We start from the raw sequence: 17856 nt of genomic DNA on the forward strand, positions 1-17856 counted from the left end.
GTGGATCAGAGATTCGGTTTGACCGAGGGCATCTCGCGCGCCGCGATCAGGTATTTCGCCATTTCCGAGGTGCCGCCGACGATCGGCAGCGCACGGGCGTCGCGGTAGATCTGCTCGGCGCGTCCGAACTGGCGGGTGATGCCGTCGCCGCCCATGATCTGGACCGTGCGGTCCGAGCAGAAGACGGCGGTCTCGGTCGAGACGAGCTTGGCCTGCGCCGCCTCGCGCATCAGCTCCTTCCCGTCCATGCCGGCGTCATACATCTTGGCGGCGCGGTAGGTCAGCAGCTCGGCCGCGTCGATCCGCCAGCTCATCTCGGCCACCATGTCCCAGATCAGCTGTTTCTGGCCCAGCTTCTGGCCAAAGGCGGTGCGCGTCTCGGCATGGGCCTTGGCGATGTCGAAGGCCGAGCGGGCGACGCCGAGGCCGGAGCCACCGAGGATGACGCGCTCGAAGTTGAAGGCGCCGAGCATGATGCGAAAGCCCTGGCCCGGCGCGCCGAGCAGGTTCTCCTCGGGGACGCGAACGCCTTCAAGGGTGACCTCGCCGACGACGCAGCCGCGCCGGCCCATGAAATCATAGGTCCGCGGGAAGGAGAGGCCGGGCGTATCGGCCGGGACGGCAACTGCGCTCATGCCCTTCTGGGGGGCGACATCGGGATCCGAGATGCCCCAGACGATGTAGACGTCGGATTTCGTAGCATTCGAAATGTAGCGCTTGAACCCGTCGATGACCCATTCCCGCGTCTTCTCGTCGAAGCGGATGCGTGTCTTCATCGCCGCGCTGTCCGAGCCGACATCTGGCTCGGTCATGCAGATCGAGCCGATCGCGGTCCCTTCGAGGATCGGCGTGAGATAGCGCTCGCGGATCGCGCTGGTCGCCTTCGAATGCAGGGGATAGGCGCAGGAAAGTGCGGTCGCGATGGTCGTCTCGAAGGCGTAGTTTAGATAGGCCGCCTCCTCCGAGAGGATGGTTGCGTGGGTCAGCCCGGGCTGGCCCAGCGGCCCATCGTAGAGGTCGCGGAACATGAGCTTCATGTAGCCCGCCTCGCCCAGCGCGCGGACGACCTGCTTGACGGCCTCCCAGTCCTCGTCGCGCTCGATCTTGTCGGCGCGGGGTGCAAGCTCGCGGCCGAGGAAGTCGCGGATCTCGGCGCGGAAGGCGCGGTCCTCGTCGGTCAGGAAGAAATCGCGCATCTCTCGCTCCTCAGCTGTCGTCGCGAACGAAATCGGGGACGCCAAGCCGGTCGATCAGGCGGCTCGTCTCGCGGTGGATCAGGGCCATGTTGCTGTCGCGGACCGTCGGCAGCAGGTGGCGCGCCTTGCGGACCTGTCCGAAGTCGAGCTCGGCGGTGATGAGTTCGGCCTCGCTGCCCGCGACGGCGACCTCGCGGCCAAAGGCGTCGACGATGCGCGAGCCGCCCCAGAAGGTGAGGTCGCGCTCGGTCCCGGTTCGGTTCACCATGATCGAGGGCGCGCCGTACATCATCGAGTAGAAGCGCATGGTCAGCGCCCAGCCGGCCGGGTTGTCGAAATCGGCGCCGACCGCCTCGACGCCCGAACTGACCGGTGCGATCAGCACCGTGGCGCCGTGCAGGAAGGCGAGATGCGTGAGCGCCGGGTTCCACAGGTCCGCGCAGATCAGGAGCCCTGCGCGCCAGTCATCGTCCAGCGAAAAGGTCTCGACGAAACGGCCCGAGGCATAGTGCTTGCCTTCCTCGAGCTTGCCGTAGGTCGGCAGGTTCACCTTGCGGTGGAGATGCTGGATCCGCCCGCCGCGCAGGATGACCGCCGAGTTGTAGAACTGTGCCGCTGGCCCTTCCTCGATGAAGCCGAGGATGACGGCCATGTCGCCCGCGGCCTCGGCGAGGCGCTTCAGGCGCGGGTCGGTCCGCTTCATCGCGGCATCAAGCAGGTTGTCGGCGCCGTAATGTCCCGTCAGGGAAACCTCGGGCAGGACCAGGAGATCGAGCCCCGCTTCGCGGCCGCGCGCGATCCAGTCGAGATGGATCGACACGTTCGCGTCGACCTCGCCGATCACGCTGGCGAACTGCGCGGCTCCGACCTTGAGTATGCGGGATGACATTCGTCGTGGTCCCTCGTTGGGGCATCAGGGCGTCGGGGGTGGCGTGCGCGCACATGCGCGCACGCCCCGAGTGGTGGTGGGCTCAGACGAGCCCCTGCTCCTTCAGGAACTCGGCCGCCACGTTCTCGATCGAGACCTTCTCGACATCGACCCGGGCGTTGAGCTTCGCCATCGTCGCGTCGTCGAGTTTGGCCGAGAGCGCGTTCAGGGCCTCGCCGATGCCAGGGTTCTTTTCGAGCACCTCGGCGCGCACGACGGGGGCGAGCGCGTAGGCCGGGAAGTAACCCTTGTCGTCCTTCAGCGTCACGAAGTCGAAGGCGGGGATGCGGCCGTCGGTGGCGAAGACGAGGCCCACGTTGACGTCGCCGTTCTTCAGCGCCTCGTAGACGAGGCCCGAGTCCATGCGCTTGACGTCCGAGCGCGAGAACTCGAAGCCATAGGCCTCCTGGAGCGGCTTGAGGCCGTCGGGGCGGGCATACCACTCGGCGTTCGAGGCGAGGGTGAGGCCGGCGTTCTCGTTCACCTTTGCCGCGAGGTCCGACAGGGTCACGATGCCCATCTCGGCCGCTTCGGCCTTGCGCATGGCGAGGGCATAGGTGTTGTTGGCGGCCGAGGCATCGAGCCACACGATGCCCTTGCCTGCATCGAGTTCCTTGACCTTCGCGTAGGTCGCATCGGCGTCGAGCTTCTCCTCGACCTTGTTGTAGGTGATCAGCGACGTGCCGGTGTACTCCCAGTAGACGTCGATCTGGCCGTTCTCCATAGCCTGGCGGACGGCCGCCGAGCCCATGCCGCCGCGGCTGTCGACCTCGAAGCCCTTGGCCTCGAGGAGCTGGGCGGTCATCGCCGTCAGCAGCTGCTGTTCGGTGAAGTTCTTGCCGCCGACGACGATTTCGTCGGCCTGGGCTGCGCCGGCAATGAGGACTGCGCCGGCAAAGAGGGATTTCATCGCGTTCGCGAGCATTCGGGGTTTCCTTCCCATCTGGTGGTGATCGGCCGCGCCGTTTCAGCGGAGCGGGTTTACGCCCTTCGGGACGAGGTGCAGCTGCGCCTGGCCCATCAGGAAATCCACAAGCACCGCGAGCATCGCCACCGGGACAGCCCCGGCCAGCAGCATGCCCGTGTCCATCAGGTCGATGCCGGTGAAAATCAGCTCGCCGAGCCCGCCGCCGCCGATCAGGAAGGCGAGCGGCGTGGTCCCGACATTGATCGCGAGCGCGGTGCGCACGCCCGAGAAGATGACATAGAGCGCGTTCGGGATCTCGACGCGGAACAGGATCTGCGCAGGCGTCATGCCCATGCCGTGTGCGGCCTCCTTGAGGTGCGCGGGCACGGCCAGCAGGCCGGCATAGGTGTTGCGCACGATCGGCAGCAGCGACGCGACGAAGAGCCCGAAGAAGGCCGGCGCGAAACCGATTCCGAGGATCGTCATGGACAGCGCGATCACTGCCAGCGTCGGGATCGTCGTGCCGATGTTGAACACCTGCATGACCGTCTCGGCAGAGCGCTCCATCGAGGGTCGCGAGAGCCAGATCCCGACGGGAATGCCCGTGAGGATCGCGGCTCCGCCGGATGCGGCGACGAGGACCATGTGGCCCTGCGAGAGATAGGTGATGTCCTCCCAGTAGGCGCCGATCTGATCGATCAGCCCCGAGGTTCCGATCAGGATCCCGGCGGCGAGCGCGATCCAAGGCACGACGCGGGTGCCGAGGCGGGGCTTTTGCATGGCAGCGGGGGCGGCCATCGGTCAGGCCGCCTTACCGGCGCGGCGGTAGGTCTCGCCGAGCGCGCCCGTCACCGCGGGCTGGGTGATGACGCCGACGTAGCGACCGGAGTCGTCGGTGCAGGCAAGCCACATCGTGTCGTGGGCGAACATCTCCGAGACCACGGCGCGCAGGTCCGCGCGTGCCGGCACCGTGGCGGGCAGGGCGCGGGCGAACTCGTGAACCAGGCCGCTTGCGCCCTCGACCATGTCCTCGGTGACATAGCCGACCGGATGATGGTCGGCGTCGAGGACGACGGCGACATGCGTGCCGTGCTCGCGGATCATCGCGTGGGCGTCCTTCGCCCGCCCGTGGCGTGAGACGGCGGGCGCGTCGGCGTCGCAGACCTGCTTGGCGGTGACGAGGCGCAGGCGTTTCAGCGTCCGGTCGGCGCCGACGAAATCGGCGATGAACTCGTTCGCGGGATGGGCGAGGACGACGTCGGGGCTGTCGTATTGCTCGATCTTGCCGGCTCGGAAGATGGCGATCTTGTCGCCCATCTTGACCGCCTCGTCGATGTCGTGGCTGACGAACATGATCGTCTTCTTGAGCTCCGACTGCATCTTCAGGAACTCGTCCTGGATGACCTCGCGGTTGATCGGGTCGATCGCGCCGAAGGGCTCGTCCATCAGCATCACGGGCGGGTCGGCCGCGAGCGCACGGATCACGCCGACGCGCTGCTGCTGGCCGCCCGAGAGTTCCTTCGGGTACCGCTTGAGAAAGAGCTTCGGGTCGAGCGCGACGAGATCGAGGAGCTCGGCCGCGCGCTTCTTCGCCCGTTCGGTGTCCCAGCCCAACAGCTTCGGGACCACGCAGATGTTCTCCTCGATCGTCATGTTCGGGAACAGGCCGATCTGCTGGATCACGTAGCCGATGTTCCTCCGCAACTCGACGTCGTTGAGGGTCGAGGTGTCCTTGCCGTCGATGTAGATCTTGCCCGAGGTCAGCGGGATCAACCGGTTGATCATCTTGAGCGCGGTGGTCTTGCCGCAGCCCGAGGGGCCGAGCAGGATGCAGATCTCGCCCTCGGGGACCTCCATGTTGACATCGTCGGCGGCGACCACGGGACCGTTCGGCGTCTCGAACACCTTGGTCAGGTTCTCAAGGCGGATCATGGGCGTTTCCTGTGCTTGTGTTATCGTTTGAGGCCGGCTGGGGTCAGTCGTTTCTGCAGCGCGAGGAGCGCGTAGTCGGCGGCGATGGCGAGGATGGAGACAGCCACCGCGCCCGCGATCAGCTGGCGGGGGTCTGTCTGGCTGATGCCTCGCGCGATCAGCACGCCAAGGCCGCCTGCGCCGATATAGGCCGCGATGGCGGCCACCCCGATATTCATCACGACCGCCGTGCGCACGCCGGCCATGATGACCGGAACGGCGATCGGGATTTCGACCCGCCACAGCCGCTGCAGGGGCGTCATGCCCATGCCACGCGCCGCCTCGCGCAGCGAGGGCTCGACATTGGTGATGGCGGTGTAGGTGTTCCGGATGATCGGAAGCTGCGAGTAGAGCAGGATCGCGATCACCGCGGGCAGCCAGCCGATCCCCTGGCCGATCAACGACAGGACCGGGATCATCAGGCCGAAGAGCGCGATCGACGGGACGGTCACGATGATCGAGGCGACGTAGAGCACCGCATCGGCCAACCGTTGCGACTGGGTGATGGCGACACCGATCGGCACGCCGGTCAGGATCGCGAGACCGACCGCGACGGCCACGATCGAGATGTGCTCGACGGCAAGCCCGCCGATGACACCCAGGTTGCTGAAAATGAAGGTAATTGTTTCCATCGTTTCCCGACCTGCAGACCCGTTCGATCATGGCGGAACGCAGTGGTCCGCCTTCGGTGGGCCTTCAACTACAGGGGGAATCGAGTCGGGGCCTTACGTTGCGTCGCCTGTTTCTTGCATCGTGCCGACATCCATGGCGGCGGAACGCTTGCGAAGCACGGACGGCGGCACGCCCGACCACGCCTTGAAGGCCCGGCTGAAATGGCCCGGGCTGGAGAAGCCGGTGAGCTCGGCGATGGTCTCCAGCGAGTCGGTCGTGTCGAGCAGCCGCCGCCGCGCCGCCTTGCAGCGGAGTTCCATGTAGAAGTCCGAGGGCGACATGCCGAAGGCCGTCTCGAAGCACCGCTCGAGCTGGCGCTCGGAGACGCCGACCAGTTCGGCGACGCGGCCGATCCGCACCGGCTCGGCGAGGCTCCGCTCCATGATCGCGACCGCACGCAAGAGGTGCGGGTTGGTGATCTTGTAACGCAACCGCGTGTCCAGCCGCTGCGCCTCGCCGCCCTCGCGCGGTGGGCCGTGCAGGAACTGCTCGGCGACCTCGCCGGCGATCTCGCGGCCGTCGCGCATGGCTATGAATGCGAGCATCATGTCCAAGCCCGCGGTGCCGCCGCCCGCCGTCATCACCTCGCGGTCGATGGTGAAGAGCTTGTCGACGACCTCGCTGTCCGGAAACTCGTCGGCGAGCGCCGCCTGCATTTCCCAGTGGATGGTTGCACGCCGCCCCCTGAGCAGCCCCGCGCGACCGAGGATCAGCGAGCCATTGCTGACAGCACCGACAGACATGGGGCCGGAGCGGCGCTGGCGCAGGGCATAGAGGACGGAGGGGGTGCGGAACTCCTCGATACCAAGACTTGCGACGATGATCGTGAGCGCCGAACGCCCGTGCTGGCCGAACGCCGTCGCGGCAATCCCCAGCCCGTTGCTGGCGGTGACCATGCCGCCGCCGGGCGTCGTCACGAGCCAGGTGTAGCGTTGCTCACCAGAAATCCGGTTCGCCGAGCGCAACGGCTCGATCGTCGCGCTGAGCGCCATCATGGAAAAGCCGGGAAGAACCAGCAGTTCGACTTCGAATGGCGCGCAACTTTGAGAAGCGGAGGGCATGACCAGCGGAGCATCCCGCAGAACACGGCCGATCTCAACCGTGAAGCCGACGAAGCAACGGACCCTCGAAGCCTCCAGCCCGCCCTTACATGGTGTCAAGCGGGTTCCGGCCCTCAAAGTAGCCGGCCGTCAGCCGCATCCGAAACTTGCCGCGCTCAGGCGGTGCGCGGCAGGTGAAGAACCAGCCTCGTGCCTCGCGCGACGTGGTCGAGTTCCAGCGATCCGCCATGCGCTTCCGCAATGCTTCTTGCGATGGGAAGGCCCAGGCCCGAGCCATCCTGTCCCTGCTGGGCACCGCGGAAGAACCGGTCGAACACCCGCTCGTGCATACCGGCAGGGATGCCGGGCCCGTCGTCGGCGACGGCGATGGTGACGCCCGTCGCTGCGAAGTCGATCGACAGGCAGACACGGCCGCCGTCCGTGCATCCGTAGCGAACCGCGTTGTCCACGAGGTTGTGCAGCGCTTCCTCGATGAGCACGGGATCTCCCTCGGCCGTGTATGGCGTGCCGGAGACGGCGTATTCGAACCGGACCTCTGGCTCGTGGGGCCGTGCGGCCGCGTGCGCGATGACGTTTGTCGCCATTTCCTGCAGGTCCAGCGGCGCGTGTCGCCGGCCCTGAAGGCCGATCCTGAGCCGCTCGAGCGTCAGAAGTTGCTGCGTCAGCCGGCTCACGTGGCGGGCCGTGTCGGACAAAACGGAAACCCGCCGGCGCATCTCGTTCTCGGAGGGCGCGGTTGCCAGCGACTCGGCCTGAGCCTGGATCGCCGCAACCGGATTGCGCAGTTGATGAGCGGCGTCGGCGATGAAGGCGTCTCGCTCGGCAAAGGCCTGCTGGAGGCGCGTGAACAGCGCGTTCATCGAGGCCACCAGGCTGTGGATTTCCTCGGGAATCGCGCGCCGGATCGGCCTGAGGTCATCGGGAGAGCGCTGCCGGACCGCGTCCTCGAGGTTGGTCAGGGGCCTGAGCCCGATGCGGATGCCGTACCAGACGAGAAGCGCCGCCGCCAGGATCACCACGCCCATGATGGCAATCGACTGATAGACCAGCAGCAGGCTGAGGCGTTCCCGCTCCGTCACGGTCTGCCAGACCTCGACGGTGACCCAGCCCCCGAACTGGGGTTCGGAGATGAACTCTTCGAGCCTGACCACCCGTACCGGCTCGCCAAGCACCTCGGAGTCGTAGAAGGCGGGGATCCCGCGCTCGATCACGATGCCCGGCTGCTTCTCGGGCGCGGTCGAGTAACCCGTGACGAAGCGGCCGCCGGGACCGACGATCCGGTAGTAGACGGGATCTCCCAACGAGTTGGTAAGACGGTCGAGCAGCTGCTCGGCCAGCATGTCGCCTTCGCTCAGGACCACGTCGCGCGAGATCGTGAGGGCGACGGCAAGGAGGGTGTTGTCGTAAAGCCGGGCAGAAATCCTTTCTGCCATGAAGAACCTGACGATGGCCGCCAGCGCGGCCACCACGACCAGAGGAAGGACGATCAGGACGAAGAGGCGGCTTCGCAGCGACCAGCGCCGCATCTCAGTCGGTGCTCATCATGTAGCCGATGCCGCGAATGGTCTGGATCGATACGCCGGAGCCGAGGATGTGCCGGCGCAGTCTGGACACGGAAAGCTCGATCGCATTCGCCTCGACGTCCGAGCCCGTGCCGTAAAGCTGTTCCAGAAGGCTCTCCTTCGAGACGACGCGGCCCGCATTGTGCAGCAAGCACTCCAGCAGGGCCCGCTCGCGTCGTTTCAGGTCGATCGGCCCATCGGGCCCGATCAGCCTGCGCGCGCAATGCTCGTATCGCAGGGTGCCGATCGTCTCCGATGTCGGTTTCAGATCGGGGCGGCGACGGGCCAGCGCCCTGACGCGCGCCAGGAGTTCCGCCATGTCGAACGGCTTCACGAGATAGTCGTCCGCTCCGACGTCCAGTCCCCTCACCCTGTCCTCCGTCTCGCCGCGAGCGGTGAGCATGAGGACGGGCGTCGCGTCGCCGCGCTTGCGGAGCCGGCTGACGATCTCGAAGCCGCTCAGCCCGGGAAGGTTGACGTCGATGATCGCCATGTCGGCTCCCTGTCCCGCCAGGAACTCGTCTGCGGCGTCACCCGACGCGAGGCAGTCCACCGCGTATCCGTTGTCCCGCAGGGAGTTCTCGATGCCGAAGGCCAGAGCGGCATTGTCCTCGACGAGCAAGATCCGCACCGTTTTCCTCCTGACAGTTTTCTGACAGCATCGCGCGTTAGAAGCGCAGAAATCAAGCAGTGGCGGCGTCGGCGACGTTAAGCCGCCCGGAGACATTGCGGCACCCAATGGTGCCGCGGGGGAAACGCAGGAGGACGAAAGAATGCGAATTCATCGTGCGCTTACGCGGCGCGGCGCCCTGGGCCTCATGGGCGGAGCGCTTGCCATGGCACTCGCCGTTCCGGCGGCTGCCGAAGTATCCTTCGAGGGCAAGACCATCGAATGGATCATCCCGTTCTCGCCCGGCGGCGGCTCGGACACCTGGGCGCGCTTCAACGCCCCCTTCCTCTCCAAGTATCTTCCGGGTCAGCCGACCGTCGTGGTCGTGAACGAGCCCGGCGGCGGCTCGACCAAGGGCGCGAACCTCTTTGCCGCGCGTGCGCGGCCGGATGGCCTCACCATCTTCGGGACCTCCGGCTCGACCCAGTTTCCCTACCTGCTCGGCGATCCGCGCGTTCGCTACGACTACCAGGTCTGGGAGATCGTCATGGCCTCGCCCACGGGCGGCGTGGTCTACACCTCGCCTTCGACCGGCGTGAGCGGCGCCAGCGATATCTCGAAGCTGGCCGGGCAACAGCTCGTCTATGCCAGCCAGGGCGCGACGTCACTCGATCTCGTGCCGCTGCTCGGCTTCAAGATGATGGGGCTCGATGTTCAGCACGTCTTCGGGTTCAAGGGCCGCGGCGATGGTCGGCTGGCGTTCGAGCGCGGCGAGACCAACATCGATTATCAGACATCGTCGGGCTACATCAAAAACGTGCAGCCACTGGTAGATGCGGGAACCGCGGTTCCGCTGTTCAGCTGGGGCGCTCTCGACGCCGACGGGAACCTCGTGCGCGACCCGACCTTCCCGGACCTGCCGCATTTCGGAGAGGCATACGAGATGCTGACGGGCAAGGCGCCGTCCGGCCCGGAATATGATGCCTATTTCGCGTTCTTCACCGCCGGGTTCCCGGCCCAGAAGATGGTGTTCCTGCCCGAGGGCACCCCGAAGGAGATCGTGGACGCCTACCAGGCCGCGGTCGAGGCGATGAAGCAGGACCCCGAGTATCAGGCGACCAAAGAGGCAGTGCTTGGCACCTACGAGCAGGTGACCGGTCCTGCCGCCGCTGCGCTCTTCCGCAAGGGCACGACGATCGCGCCCGAGACGCGCCAGCAGGTGGTCGAGATGCTCGCCGCAGAGTACGACGTCAAGCTGGGCGACTGATCTGCGAGCAGGCGGCGCGGCTTCCGCGCCGCCCAATTAATCCAGAATCACGCACGATTCTCGGGAACGGGAGGTCCCGCCATGTTTGAAACACTGATTGCCGCATTCACGGCGCTCGTGACCGTCGAGCACCTCGCCTACATGCTGCTCGGCGTTTCGGTGGGCCTTGTCATCGGTGTCATTCCGGGGCTGGGAGGCATCGCGGGGCTCTCGCTGCTCGTGCCGTTTCTCTATGGCATGGATCCGATCTCGGCTCTTGGCATGCTCATCGGCCTCGTGGCCGTCATCCCGACCTCGGACACGTTCGCGTCGGTGCTCATGGGGATCCCGGGGTCTTCAGCCAGTCAGGCGACCGTGCAGGACGGCTTTCCCCTTGCCAGGCAAGGCCAGGCGGCGCGTGCGCTTTCGGCGGCCTTCATCTCGTCGCTGTTCGGCGGCATCGTCGGCGCCGTGATCCTGACCGGGTTCGTTCTGGTGGCGCGCCCGATCATCCTGCTCTTCGGCTCGGCCGAGCTTTTCATGCTGGCGCTGTTTGGCCTTTCGATGGTGGCGGTGCTTGCCGGGCGCAGCCTGCCGAAGGGGCTCGCCGCCTGTGCTGTCGGACTTGTCATCGGCTCGATCGGTGCCGCGCCCGCGACGGGCGAGTTCCGGATGGTCTATGATGTGGACTACCTTTACGACGGCATCCCGCTGGTGATTGTGGGTCTCGCGCTCTTCGCCGTCCCCGAGATCGCGGACCTCCTGCGCAAGAATGCCGCCATCGCCGAGCGAAACACCTTGGGCACGGGCTGGTTCATCGGGTTTCGCGACTGGTTCAACAACATCTTCCTCTCGATCCGCTGTTCGTCGCTGGGCTGCCTGATCGGCGCGATCCCCGGCCTCGGTGGATCGGTCGTCGACTGGATCGCCTATGGGCACGCAGTGCAGACGGCCAAGGACAAGTCGAAATTCGGGAAAGGCGATATCCGAGGGGTTGTTGCGCCAGAGAGTGCGAACAACGCGATGCAGGGCGGAGCAATGCTGCCGACCGTGCTGTTCGGTATCCCCGGCTCGGGCTCGATGGCGGTGTTCCTCGGTGGCATGGTTCTGATCGGAATCGAGCCGGGCCCGTCGATGGTCGGCACCGATCTGAATGTGACGTATTCGCTGATCTGGTCGCTCGCCCTCGCCAACATCATGGGCGCGGGGATCTGCCTCGCTCTGGCGCAACCGATCTCGCGCCTGACCTCGATTCCGTTCCGCTTCCTCGCACCCTGCATGATCGCGCTGATCTGTTTTGCGGCATTCCAGGCGACCCGCGATCTGGCTGATCTGGTTGCGCTGCTGGTCATCGGTGTGCTCGGGATCCTGATGAAGCGCTTTGGCTGGCCGCGTCCGGCGCTGCTGATCGGCTATGTGCTGGCGCCGCAGGCCGAGACTTATTTCTACCAGGCCCTGCAGTTCAACGGATGGGAGTTCCTGACCCGGCCCGGCGTCATCATCATCGGCCTCCTGACGCTTGCCTCGGTGTGGTACGGGCTCCGCAGCCGCGTCGACGACACCGGCCCCACGGGCGACGTCGTCACGACATCGCATGCCAGCCGGAACCTGCAGATCGGCTTTGCCGTGGCAATGATCGGGTTCTTCGGTATCGCCCTTTGGGATGCGACCCATCATTCGTTCCTGGGCCAGGTGTTCCCGCTCGGCGTCGCCGCCGTCGGCCTCCTGTTCGCGGCGATCCTGCTTTGGCATCTGTGGAGCGGACACGAGGATCACCCGGCCTTCTTCGATTACGAGGTCATCGGCGACCATGTCGGGAAGGAGGGCACGGGATGGCTCTGGACCGGACCGCTTTGGCTTGCTGGCCTCGTCGCGGCAACCGCGCTCGTGGGCTTCTACGCGGCGATGATCGGCTTCTTCGTCGTGTTCCTGCGGGTCCGAGCCCAGGCAAGCTGGGGGACGACACTGTTGATGACGGCCTGCGCGGCTCTCTTCCTGCTGGGCCTTGCGTGGCTTCTCAATCTGAACTTCCCGCGCGGGCTCGCGCAGGACATGTTCGATCTTCCCTGGCCCTTCCGGTGACACCATGAAACAGACGGCCATACCATTCCACTTCCTCCGGGGCGGCACCTCCCGCGGGCCATATTTTCGGCGCGAGGACCTGCCTCAGGATCGCGAGTCTCTGGCGCAGGTCCTGATCGCGGCGATGGGCTCGGGGCATCCGCTCAACATCGACGGTGTCGGGGGCGGTGCTGCGGTCACGACCAAGGTCGCGATGCTGTCGCGGTCCGAGCGCGACGATGCCGATATCGACTACTTCTTCGCGCAGGTTTCGGTCGAGGACCGGCAGGTCGACTTCAAGCCGACATGCGGCAATATCCTGTCGGGTGTCGGGCCGGCCGCAATCGAGATGGGCCTGATCGCGCCGCAGGGTGATACGACGCGCGTTCGCATCCATGCAGTGAACACGGGGGCGATGGTCGAGGCCGTCGTTCAGACCCCCGGCGGCACGGTCACCTATGACGGCGACGCCCAGATCGACGGCGTGCCCGGCATGGCCGCGCCCGTGCTTCTGAACTTCATGGACGTGGTCGGGTCGTCGACGGGCGCGTTCCTGCCGACGGGCAGCCTACGCGATGTGATCGACGGGATCGAAGTGACCTGCATGGACGTGGCGATGCCCGTGGTGATCGCGCGCGCCGACGCCTTCGGCCTGAGTGGATACGAGAGCGCAGCCGACCTCGATGCGAACCGCGATTTCTATGCCCGGATGGAAGCGATCCGGCAGGAGGCTGGCAAGCTCATGGGGATGGGCGACGTCTCGAACTCGGTCACGCCGAAATTCGCGCTGCTCGCCTCTCCGCGCGACGGCGGGACGATTGCGGCGAGGTATTTCATGCCACGCAACTGCCATCCGACGATGGCCGTGACCGGCGCCCAGTGCATCGCGTCCTGCGCGCTGACGCCGGGTACTGTTGCCGATGGGCTGGCCGAACGGCCTGGCGAAGGCCCGGCGGTCGTGGAGATCGAGCACCCGAGCGGCAAGATCGACGTGACCGTCGACTTCGAGCTGAGCGACGGCGGTTTCCGGCTCCGCTCGGCCGGCCTGCTGCGCACGGCGCGGCTGCTGGCGCGGGGCGAGATCTTCGTTCCGCATGCGATCTGGGCAGGACCGGCCTGAGCAAGGCGGGCTGCGCCTCCCACGCTTGAGCCCCGCCTTGCGTCAATCGCGCATGTAGAGGCGCGCGGCGATCGGCGCGCCCAGGATCACCAGGATGATCCGCGTCAGGTGATGCACGATCACGAACCCGATATCGGCACCCGCGACGATCGCAAGGACGATCATCTCGGCTTGCCCCCCGGGCGCGAAGGACAGGAATGCTTCGACGGGCTTGGCGAGGTCGAGCAGGTAGATGCCCTCGGTGAATGCCGCCGCCAGGCCTGCAAGCACCAGCACGAACGCGACCCCCGAAAGCACGTAGCGCCGCAATTCACGCAGGGTGACCCCCACGTAGGACACGCCGATCCCGGTGCCGATCATGAACTGCGCGAACAGAATCGCCTCGCGTGGCGGGCGGAAATGGAGAACGCCGGTCATTGCCAGCGCGGCAGTCAGGGCAAGGGGGCCCAGGATCGATGCCCCGAACAGGCCGAGCCTCTCGCCCGCTTTCCATCCCACCAGGGCGGCCGCGGCCATGATCGCAAGTTCGATCCATGGAAGGTCGGCCGCCGGTTCGCCGAGCGGGCGGGACAGGCTGGCGTCGTAGACCGTCGTTAGGAGGATCGGGGCGACGGTAATGATGATCAGCACGCGGGTAGCATGAATGAGCGAGAGCGCCCGCACGTCGGCGCCCGCCTCCGCGCCGAAGGCGATCATGTCCTGCAACCCTCCGGGCATCGCGGCGTACCAGGCGGTTGCACGGTCGTAGCCAAGCCTCAGGAAGAACGGCACGCCGACCAGCGCGATGATCACGATGTAGACGGGCACCAGCGAGACCGTCCAGATCATGCCCGGGATCTGTTGCAGCACCGCCGGCGTGATCGCGGCGCCTGCAGCCACGCCAAGGATCGTCCTCGCACCCACCGACACTTGCCCGAAAGCCTTCAGGGGCAACCCGGCCAGCGCAGCCGCGAGGCAGGCCGCCATCGGCCCGAAAAGGAACGGCAGGGGCAGGCCGACCGCCCAGAAGAGCGCCGTGCCGGCCAGCGCGATACCGATCGTCTTGATCTGCAGGAGGGTCGTCTGACGCATTGCGCGATCTCGGTTGACAGCCTGTGGATGCGATTGTATCCAAGTGGATACAGCACGGAGGCGCGCGCCGCAATGTCCGAATCCGACCAAGACGAGGATTTGCCTCAGGGGGTGATCGCCTATCGTCGCCTGCTCGACGAGATCGGCCGGGGCGTCCTGCCGCCCGGCGCGCGGCTGCGCGAGACCGAGATTTCCGAGCGGCTCCACATTTCACGAACGCCGGTGCGCGAGGCGTTGCGCATCCTCGAGGCGGAAGGCCTGGTTGCTCACCAGCCTCGTCTCGGGGTGAGCGTGCGCAGTCTCGACTACGCCGAGGTGATGGAGCTCTACGAGATGCGCGCGGTTCTCGAGGGCACCGCCGCGCGGCTGGCGGCACGCGCGGCCTCGGACATCGAGATTGCCGAGCTTCGCGCGGTCAACGACGAGTTCGCGGCGGCGCGGGCGAGCGCTGCGCGCGCCACGGAACTCAACCGTCAATTCCATCGCGCGCTACAGGACAGCGCCAAGAACAGGTATCTGGTCAAGGCGATCGGCGCGCTGGAGAAGACGATGCTCATCCTTGGCCCGACGACCCTGATCGAGGCCGAGCGTGCCGAGGCGGCGGTCACCGAACATGCGCGGGTGCTTGATGCCGTCGAGGCGCGCGACGGTGCGCGGGCCGAGAACGAGATGCGCGCCCATATCGAGGCGGCCCAGAGGGTTCGCCTGAAAGCCTTGCGTCAGCGGGAACGTCAGATCGGAGAGGATTGATGGCGACGCTTGGGACGACGGCGTCCGGCAGGGACGTATCGAGCCTCGATGAAGCATCCTCGCTTCTCGACGAGACCTGGGACGCGATTGTCGTCGGGGGCGGGAATGCCGCGCTCTGTGCCGCGATCACCATGGCCGAGGCAGGCGCGCGCGTGCTTCTGCTCGAGGGGGCGCCGCGCGACTATCGCGGCGGCAACAGCCGCCATACCCGCAACTTCCGCTGCATGCACCGTGGCCCGCTCTCGGTGCTGACCGACAGCTACGAGGAGGACGAGTATTTCGACGATCTCATGCTCGTCACCAAGGGCAAGACCGACGGGAACCTCGCGCGGCTCGCGATCCGATCGTCCGAGGAATGCCTGCCGTGGATGGAGGCCCATGGCGTTCGCTTCCAGCCGTCGCTCTCGGGCACCCTCTCGCTCAGCCGCACCAACGCGTTCTTTCTCGGGGGCGGCAAGGCGCTCGTGAACGCCTACTACAACACGGCGCAGGATCTTGGCGTCACTGTTCTCTACGAGGCGCAGGTCGTCCATCTCGAGGTCAAGGGCAACCGCGTGACCCGGCTGCGGGTCTCGCTGGCCGGCGCCGAGCCGCGCGACGTGGTGGCGCGCGCCTTCATCCTCGCCTCCGGCGGGTTTCAGTCGGATCTCGAGTGGCTGACCAGCGCATGGGGACCCGCGGCCGCCAATTTTCTCATTCGCGGCACGCCCTACAATCGCGGTGTCGTGCTGCGGGACATGCTCGACCAGGGCTGCACCTCGGTCGGCGATCCGACGCAATGCCACGCGGTCGCGATCGACGGGCGCGCGCCGAAATACGATGGTGGTATCGTCACCCGGCTCGACTGCGTGCCCTTCTCGGTCGTCGTCAACCGCGATGCCCAGCGGTTCTATGACGAAGGCGAGGACGTTTGGCCCAAGCGCTATGCGATCTGGGGCCGTCTCGTGGCCGGGCAGCCCGACCAGGTCGCCTATGCGATCATCGACTCGAAATCCATCGATCTCTTCATGCCCTCGGTATTTCCGCCCACGCAGGCCGACACCATCGAGGGCCTGGCCGAGGGCCTCGGCCTCGATCCCGGCAACCTCGCCGAGACAGTCGATGCCTTCAACGCGGCGTGCCGCGAAGGGGTGTTTCGGCCCACCGAACTCGACGGCCTTGCGACGGAAGGCATCGAGCCGGCGAAGACCAACTGGGCGCGGCCGATCGATACGCCACCCTTCTATGGCTACCAGCTGCGCCCGGGCGTCACCTTCACCTATCTCGGCCTCAAGGTGTCCGAGACCGCGCAGATCCAGACCTCGACGGGACCACTCGCGAATGTCTGGGCGGCGGGCGAGATCATGGCCGGCTCGATCCTGGGGCAGGGCTATCTGGCCGGTTTCGGCATGACCATTGGAACCGTCTTCGGACGCATCGCAGGCCGGGAGGCCGCCGCCCATGTCGCTTGATACGATCGCAACGGGCTCGGCGCTGCCACCGCTCGATGATGCGCGCCGGCAGATCGAGATCTGCAATGCCTGCCGCTACTGCGAGGGCTATTGCTCGGTCTTCCCGGCGATGATGCGCGGGAAGGTGTTCTCGGACGCGGACATGCTCCATCTCGCGAACCTCTGCCACAACTGCCGCGGCTGCTATTACTCCTGCCAGTACACGCCGCCGCACGAGTTCGCGCTGAACCTGCCGGCGGCGCTGGCCGAGGTGCGGCAGGCGAGTTGGGAGCAATACGCCGTTCCACAGGTCTTCGCCCGCGCATTCCACGAGAAAGGCGTGCCGATCGCCTTCGCATTGGTCGGGGCAGTCGCGCTCTTCTTCGCCGCGCTCGCTGCCCTCAAGCCCGAGAGCGGAGCGGGCTTCTACGCCTATCTCGCGCATTCCACGATGGTGGCGGTCTTCGTCCCGGCCTTCCTGCTGCCCCTCCTCGCCATCGCGGCCGGCCTGCGACGCTACTGGCGCGACAGCGGCGGCGGCGCGGTCAGGCTGCAGCATGTGCTTGGCGCCATCGGCTCGGCCGCGCGGTTGCGGAACCTCGATGGCGGGCAGGGGCAGGGCTGCAACTTCGAGCGTGCGGATCGCTTCAGCGACCGCCGCCGCCTGTTCCACCAGGCGACGATGTACGGGTTCCTACTGTGCTTCGCGTCGACCTCCGTCGCAACCGTGATGCATTACCTTCTGGGGATGGAGGCGCCTTACCCGTTCTTCAGCCTGCCGAAGCTTCTGGGGCTCGCTGGCGGGCTCCTGCTGGTGGTCGGCTGCGCCGGCCTCGCGTGGCTGAAGACGAAAGCCGATCCGAGCCTCGGCGACCGGCGCGTCTGGGGCGGCGAAATGGCCTTCGTGCTGCTGCTCGGCTTTGTCGGCGCAAGCGGGCTTGCGCTTTACGCCGCGACGGGAACGGGGCTGGTCGGAGCGCTGCTCGCGATCCATCTCGGTGCGGTCATGACCTTCTTTCTGCTCATGCCCTATTCGAAGATGGTCCACGGGTTCTTCCGGCTCGCGGCGCTCGTGTCCGAGGAGGGGCGCCAACCAGAGTCGCGAGCGCAGGTCGGTGCGCGGAAGAAGTCGCTGAGGTCGTGAGCGTATCGCGGTCGATCGCCGTCGCGGGCGACCCAGCCTCGCCGGCTGAAATCCCCGTGCGGCGATGCGCCGCCAGAACGTGGCAGTTGGACAGGAAAGCGGCCCGCCGCGCACAGCGGGCCGCGAT

16 protein-coding genes are annotated in these 17856 nt (G+C 66.5%); 6 read left to right on the forward strand and 10 right to left on the reverse strand.

All coding sequences use genetic code 11. The features are described from left to right. Window positions 1-5: 5 nt before the first annotated feature. From H0I76_RS10220 to H0I76_RS10260, 9 genes are all read right to left on the reverse strand, one after another. Window positions 6-1196, reverse strand: a complete 1191-nt coding sequence (locus H0I76_RS10220; protein ID WP_200609772.1) for an acyl-CoA dehydrogenase family protein — start codon at window positions 1194-1196, stop codon at window positions 6-8. 10 nt (window positions 1197-1206) lie between these two features. Further along, the gene (locus H0I76_RS10225) at window positions 1207-2085 is read right to left on the reverse strand and encodes a nitrilase-related carbon-nitrogen hydrolase (RefSeq protein ID WP_200609773.1); all 879 of its coding nucleotides are present in this window, start codon (window positions 2083-2085) and stop codon (window positions 1207-1209) included. A gap of 82 nt (window positions 2086-2167) precedes the next feature. Beyond that, window positions 2168-3049, reverse strand: a complete 882-nt coding sequence (locus H0I76_RS10230) for a glycine betaine ABC transporter substrate-binding protein (RefSeq protein ID WP_200609774.1) — start codon at window positions 3047-3049, stop codon at window positions 2168-2170. Window positions 3050-3091: 42 nt separating this feature from the next. Next, entirely contained in the window at window positions 3092-3829 is a 738-nt protein-coding gene (locus tag H0I76_RS10235; RefSeq protein WP_234455251.1) for an ABC transporter permease, read from the reverse strand. Between the two features lie 3 nt (window positions 3830-3832). Further along, window positions 3833-4963 (reverse strand): ABC transporter ATP-binding protein, encoded by a 1131-nt coding sequence (locus H0I76_RS10240; RefSeq protein ID WP_200609775.1) that lies wholly within the window; start codon window positions 4961-4963, stop codon window positions 3833-3835. A gap of 20 nt (window positions 4964-4983) precedes the next feature. Next, a complete protein-coding gene (locus H0I76_RS10245) occupies window positions 4984-5634 on the reverse strand; it encodes an ABC transporter permease (RefSeq protein WP_200609776.1) in 651 nt (216 codons plus the stop codon). A gap of 93 nt (window positions 5635-5727) precedes the next feature. Next, complete coding sequence (locus H0I76_RS10250; RefSeq protein WP_200609777.1) at window positions 5728-6735, reverse strand: GlxA family transcriptional regulator; 1008 nt, start codon at window positions 6733-6735, stop codon at window positions 5728-5730. 155 nt (window positions 6736-6890) lie between these two features. Beyond that, entirely contained in the window at window positions 6891-8261 is a 1371-nt protein-coding gene (locus H0I76_RS10255; RefSeq protein WP_200609778.1) for a sensor histidine kinase, read from the reverse strand. 1 nt (window position 8262) lies between these two features. Next, window positions 8263-8928, reverse strand: coding sequence for a response regulator (locus H0I76_RS10260; RefSeq protein WP_200609779.1), 666 nt, complete (start codon window positions 8926-8928; stop codon window positions 8263-8265). Window positions 8929-9070: 142 nt separating this feature from the next. Here H0I76_RS10260 and H0I76_RS10265 point away from each other — a divergent pair, with 142 nt between their 5' ends. From H0I76_RS10265 to H0I76_RS10275, 3 genes are all read left to right on the forward strand, one after another. Beyond that, window positions 9071-10174 carry a Bug family tripartite tricarboxylate transporter substrate binding protein gene (locus H0I76_RS10265; RefSeq protein ID WP_200609780.1) on the forward strand — a complete coding sequence of 368 codons (1104 nt, stop codon included), beginning with the start codon at window positions 9071-9073 and terminating at the stop codon, window positions 10172-10174. A gap of 81 nt (window positions 10175-10255) precedes the next feature. After that, entirely contained in the window at window positions 10256-12235 is a 1980-nt protein-coding gene (locus H0I76_RS10270; protein WP_200609781.1) for a tripartite tricarboxylate transporter permease, read from the forward strand. A gap of 4 nt (window positions 12236-12239) precedes the next feature. Then, window positions 12240-13334, forward strand: coding sequence for a 4-oxalomesaconate tautomerase (locus H0I76_RS10275; protein WP_200609782.1), 1095 nt, complete (start codon window positions 12240-12242; stop codon window positions 13332-13334). 42 nt (window positions 13335-13376) lie between these two features. Here the strand turns inward: H0I76_RS10275 and H0I76_RS10280 are convergent, their stop codons facing one another. Next, window positions 13377-14405 carry an AbrB family transcriptional regulator gene (locus H0I76_RS10280; RefSeq protein ID WP_200609783.1) on the reverse strand — a complete coding sequence of 343 codons (1029 nt, stop codon included), beginning with the start codon at window positions 14403-14405 and terminating at the stop codon, window positions 13377-13379. Window positions 14406-14477: 72 nt separating this feature from the next. Here H0I76_RS10280 and H0I76_RS10285 point away from each other — a divergent pair, with 72 nt between their 5' ends. From H0I76_RS10285 to tcuB, 3 genes are read left to right on the forward strand one after another with little or no spacing between them, the layout of a single operon-like run. Beyond that, window positions 14478-15155: a GntR family transcriptional regulator gene (locus H0I76_RS10285; protein ID WP_200609784.1), complete on the forward strand. Its 678-nt coding sequence runs from the start codon at window positions 14478-14480 to the stop codon at window positions 15153-15155. Further along, on the forward strand, window positions 15155-16606 hold the full coding sequence (gene tcuA, locus H0I76_RS10290; protein WP_200609785.1) for an FAD-dependent tricarballylate dehydrogenase TcuA: 1452 nt from the start codon (window positions 15155-15157) through the stop codon (window positions 16604-16606). The genes H0I76_RS10285 and tcuA overlap by 1 nt, the downstream gene beginning before the upstream one ends. Further along, window positions 16596-17729, forward strand: coding sequence for a tricarballylate utilization 4Fe-4S protein TcuB (gene tcuB, locus H0I76_RS10295; protein WP_200609786.1), 1134 nt, complete (start codon window positions 16596-16598; stop codon window positions 17727-17729). Before tcuA ends, tcuB begins: the two co-directional genes overlap by 11 nt. Window positions 17730-17856 lie beyond the last annotated feature (127 nt).

Source organism: Thermohalobaculum xanthum, from assembly GCF_016623495.1.
In the GTDB taxonomy this organism is placed as follows: domain Bacteria; phylum Pseudomonadota; class Alphaproteobacteria; order Rhodobacterales; family Rhodobacteraceae; genus Thermohalobaculum; species Thermohalobaculum xanthum.

Bases quoted from the DNA above. Each gene is read 5' to 3' on its own strand.
- H0I76_RS10220 (WP_200609772.1), bottom strand. From the start codon at position 1,196: ATGCGCGATTTCTTCCTGACCGACGAGGACCGCGCCTTCCGCGCCGAG.
- H0I76_RS10225 (WP_200609773.1), bottom strand. From the start codon at position 2,085: ATGTCATCCCGCATACTCAAGGTCGGAGCCGCGCAGTTCGCCAGCGTG.
- H0I76_RS10230 (WP_200609774.1), bottom strand. From the start codon at position 3,049: ATGCTCGCGAACGCGATGAAATCCCTCTTTGCCGGCGCAGTCCTCATT.
- H0I76_RS10235 (WP_234455251.1), bottom strand. From the start codon at position 3,829: ATGGCCGCCCCCGCTGCCATGCAAAAGCCCCGCCTCGGCACCCGCGTC.
- H0I76_RS10240 (WP_200609775.1), bottom strand. From the start codon at position 4,963: ATGATCCGCCTTGAGAACCTGACCAAGGTGTTCGAGACGCCGAACGGT.
- H0I76_RS10245 (WP_200609776.1), bottom strand. From the start codon at position 5,634: ATGGAAACAATTACCTTCATTTTCAGCAACCTGGGTGTCATCGGCGGG.
- H0I76_RS10250 (WP_200609777.1), bottom strand. From the start codon at position 6,735: ATGCCCTCCGCTTCTCAAAGTTGCGCGCCATTCGAAGTCGAACTGCTG.
- H0I76_RS10255 (WP_200609778.1), bottom strand. From the start codon at position 8,261: ATGCGGCGCTGGTCGCTGCGAAGCCGCCTCTTCGTCCTGATCGTCCTT.
- H0I76_RS10265 (WP_200609780.1), top strand. From the start codon at position 9,071: ATGCGAATTCATCGTGCGCTTACGCGGCGCGGCGCCCTGGGCCTCATG.
- H0I76_RS10270 (WP_200609781.1), top strand. From the start codon at position 10,256: ATGTTTGAAACACTGATTGCCGCATTCACGGCGCTCGTGACCGTCGAG.
- H0I76_RS10275 (WP_200609782.1), top strand. From the start codon at position 12,240: ATGAAACAGACGGCCATACCATTCCACTTCCTCCGGGGCGGCACCTCC.
- H0I76_RS10280 (WP_200609783.1), bottom strand. From the start codon at position 14,405: ATGCGTCAGACGACCCTCCTGCAGATCAAGACGATCGGTATCGCGCTG.
- H0I76_RS10285 (WP_200609784.1), top strand. From the start codon at position 14,478: ATGTCCGAATCCGACCAAGACGAGGATTTGCCTCAGGGGGTGATCGCC.
- tcuA (WP_200609785.1), top strand. From the start codon at position 15,155: ATGGCGACGCTTGGGACGACGGCGTCCGGCAGGGACGTATCGAGCCTC.
- tcuB (WP_200609786.1), top strand. From the start codon at position 16,596: ATGTCGCTTGATACGATCGCAACGGGCTCGGCGCTGCCACCGCTCGAT.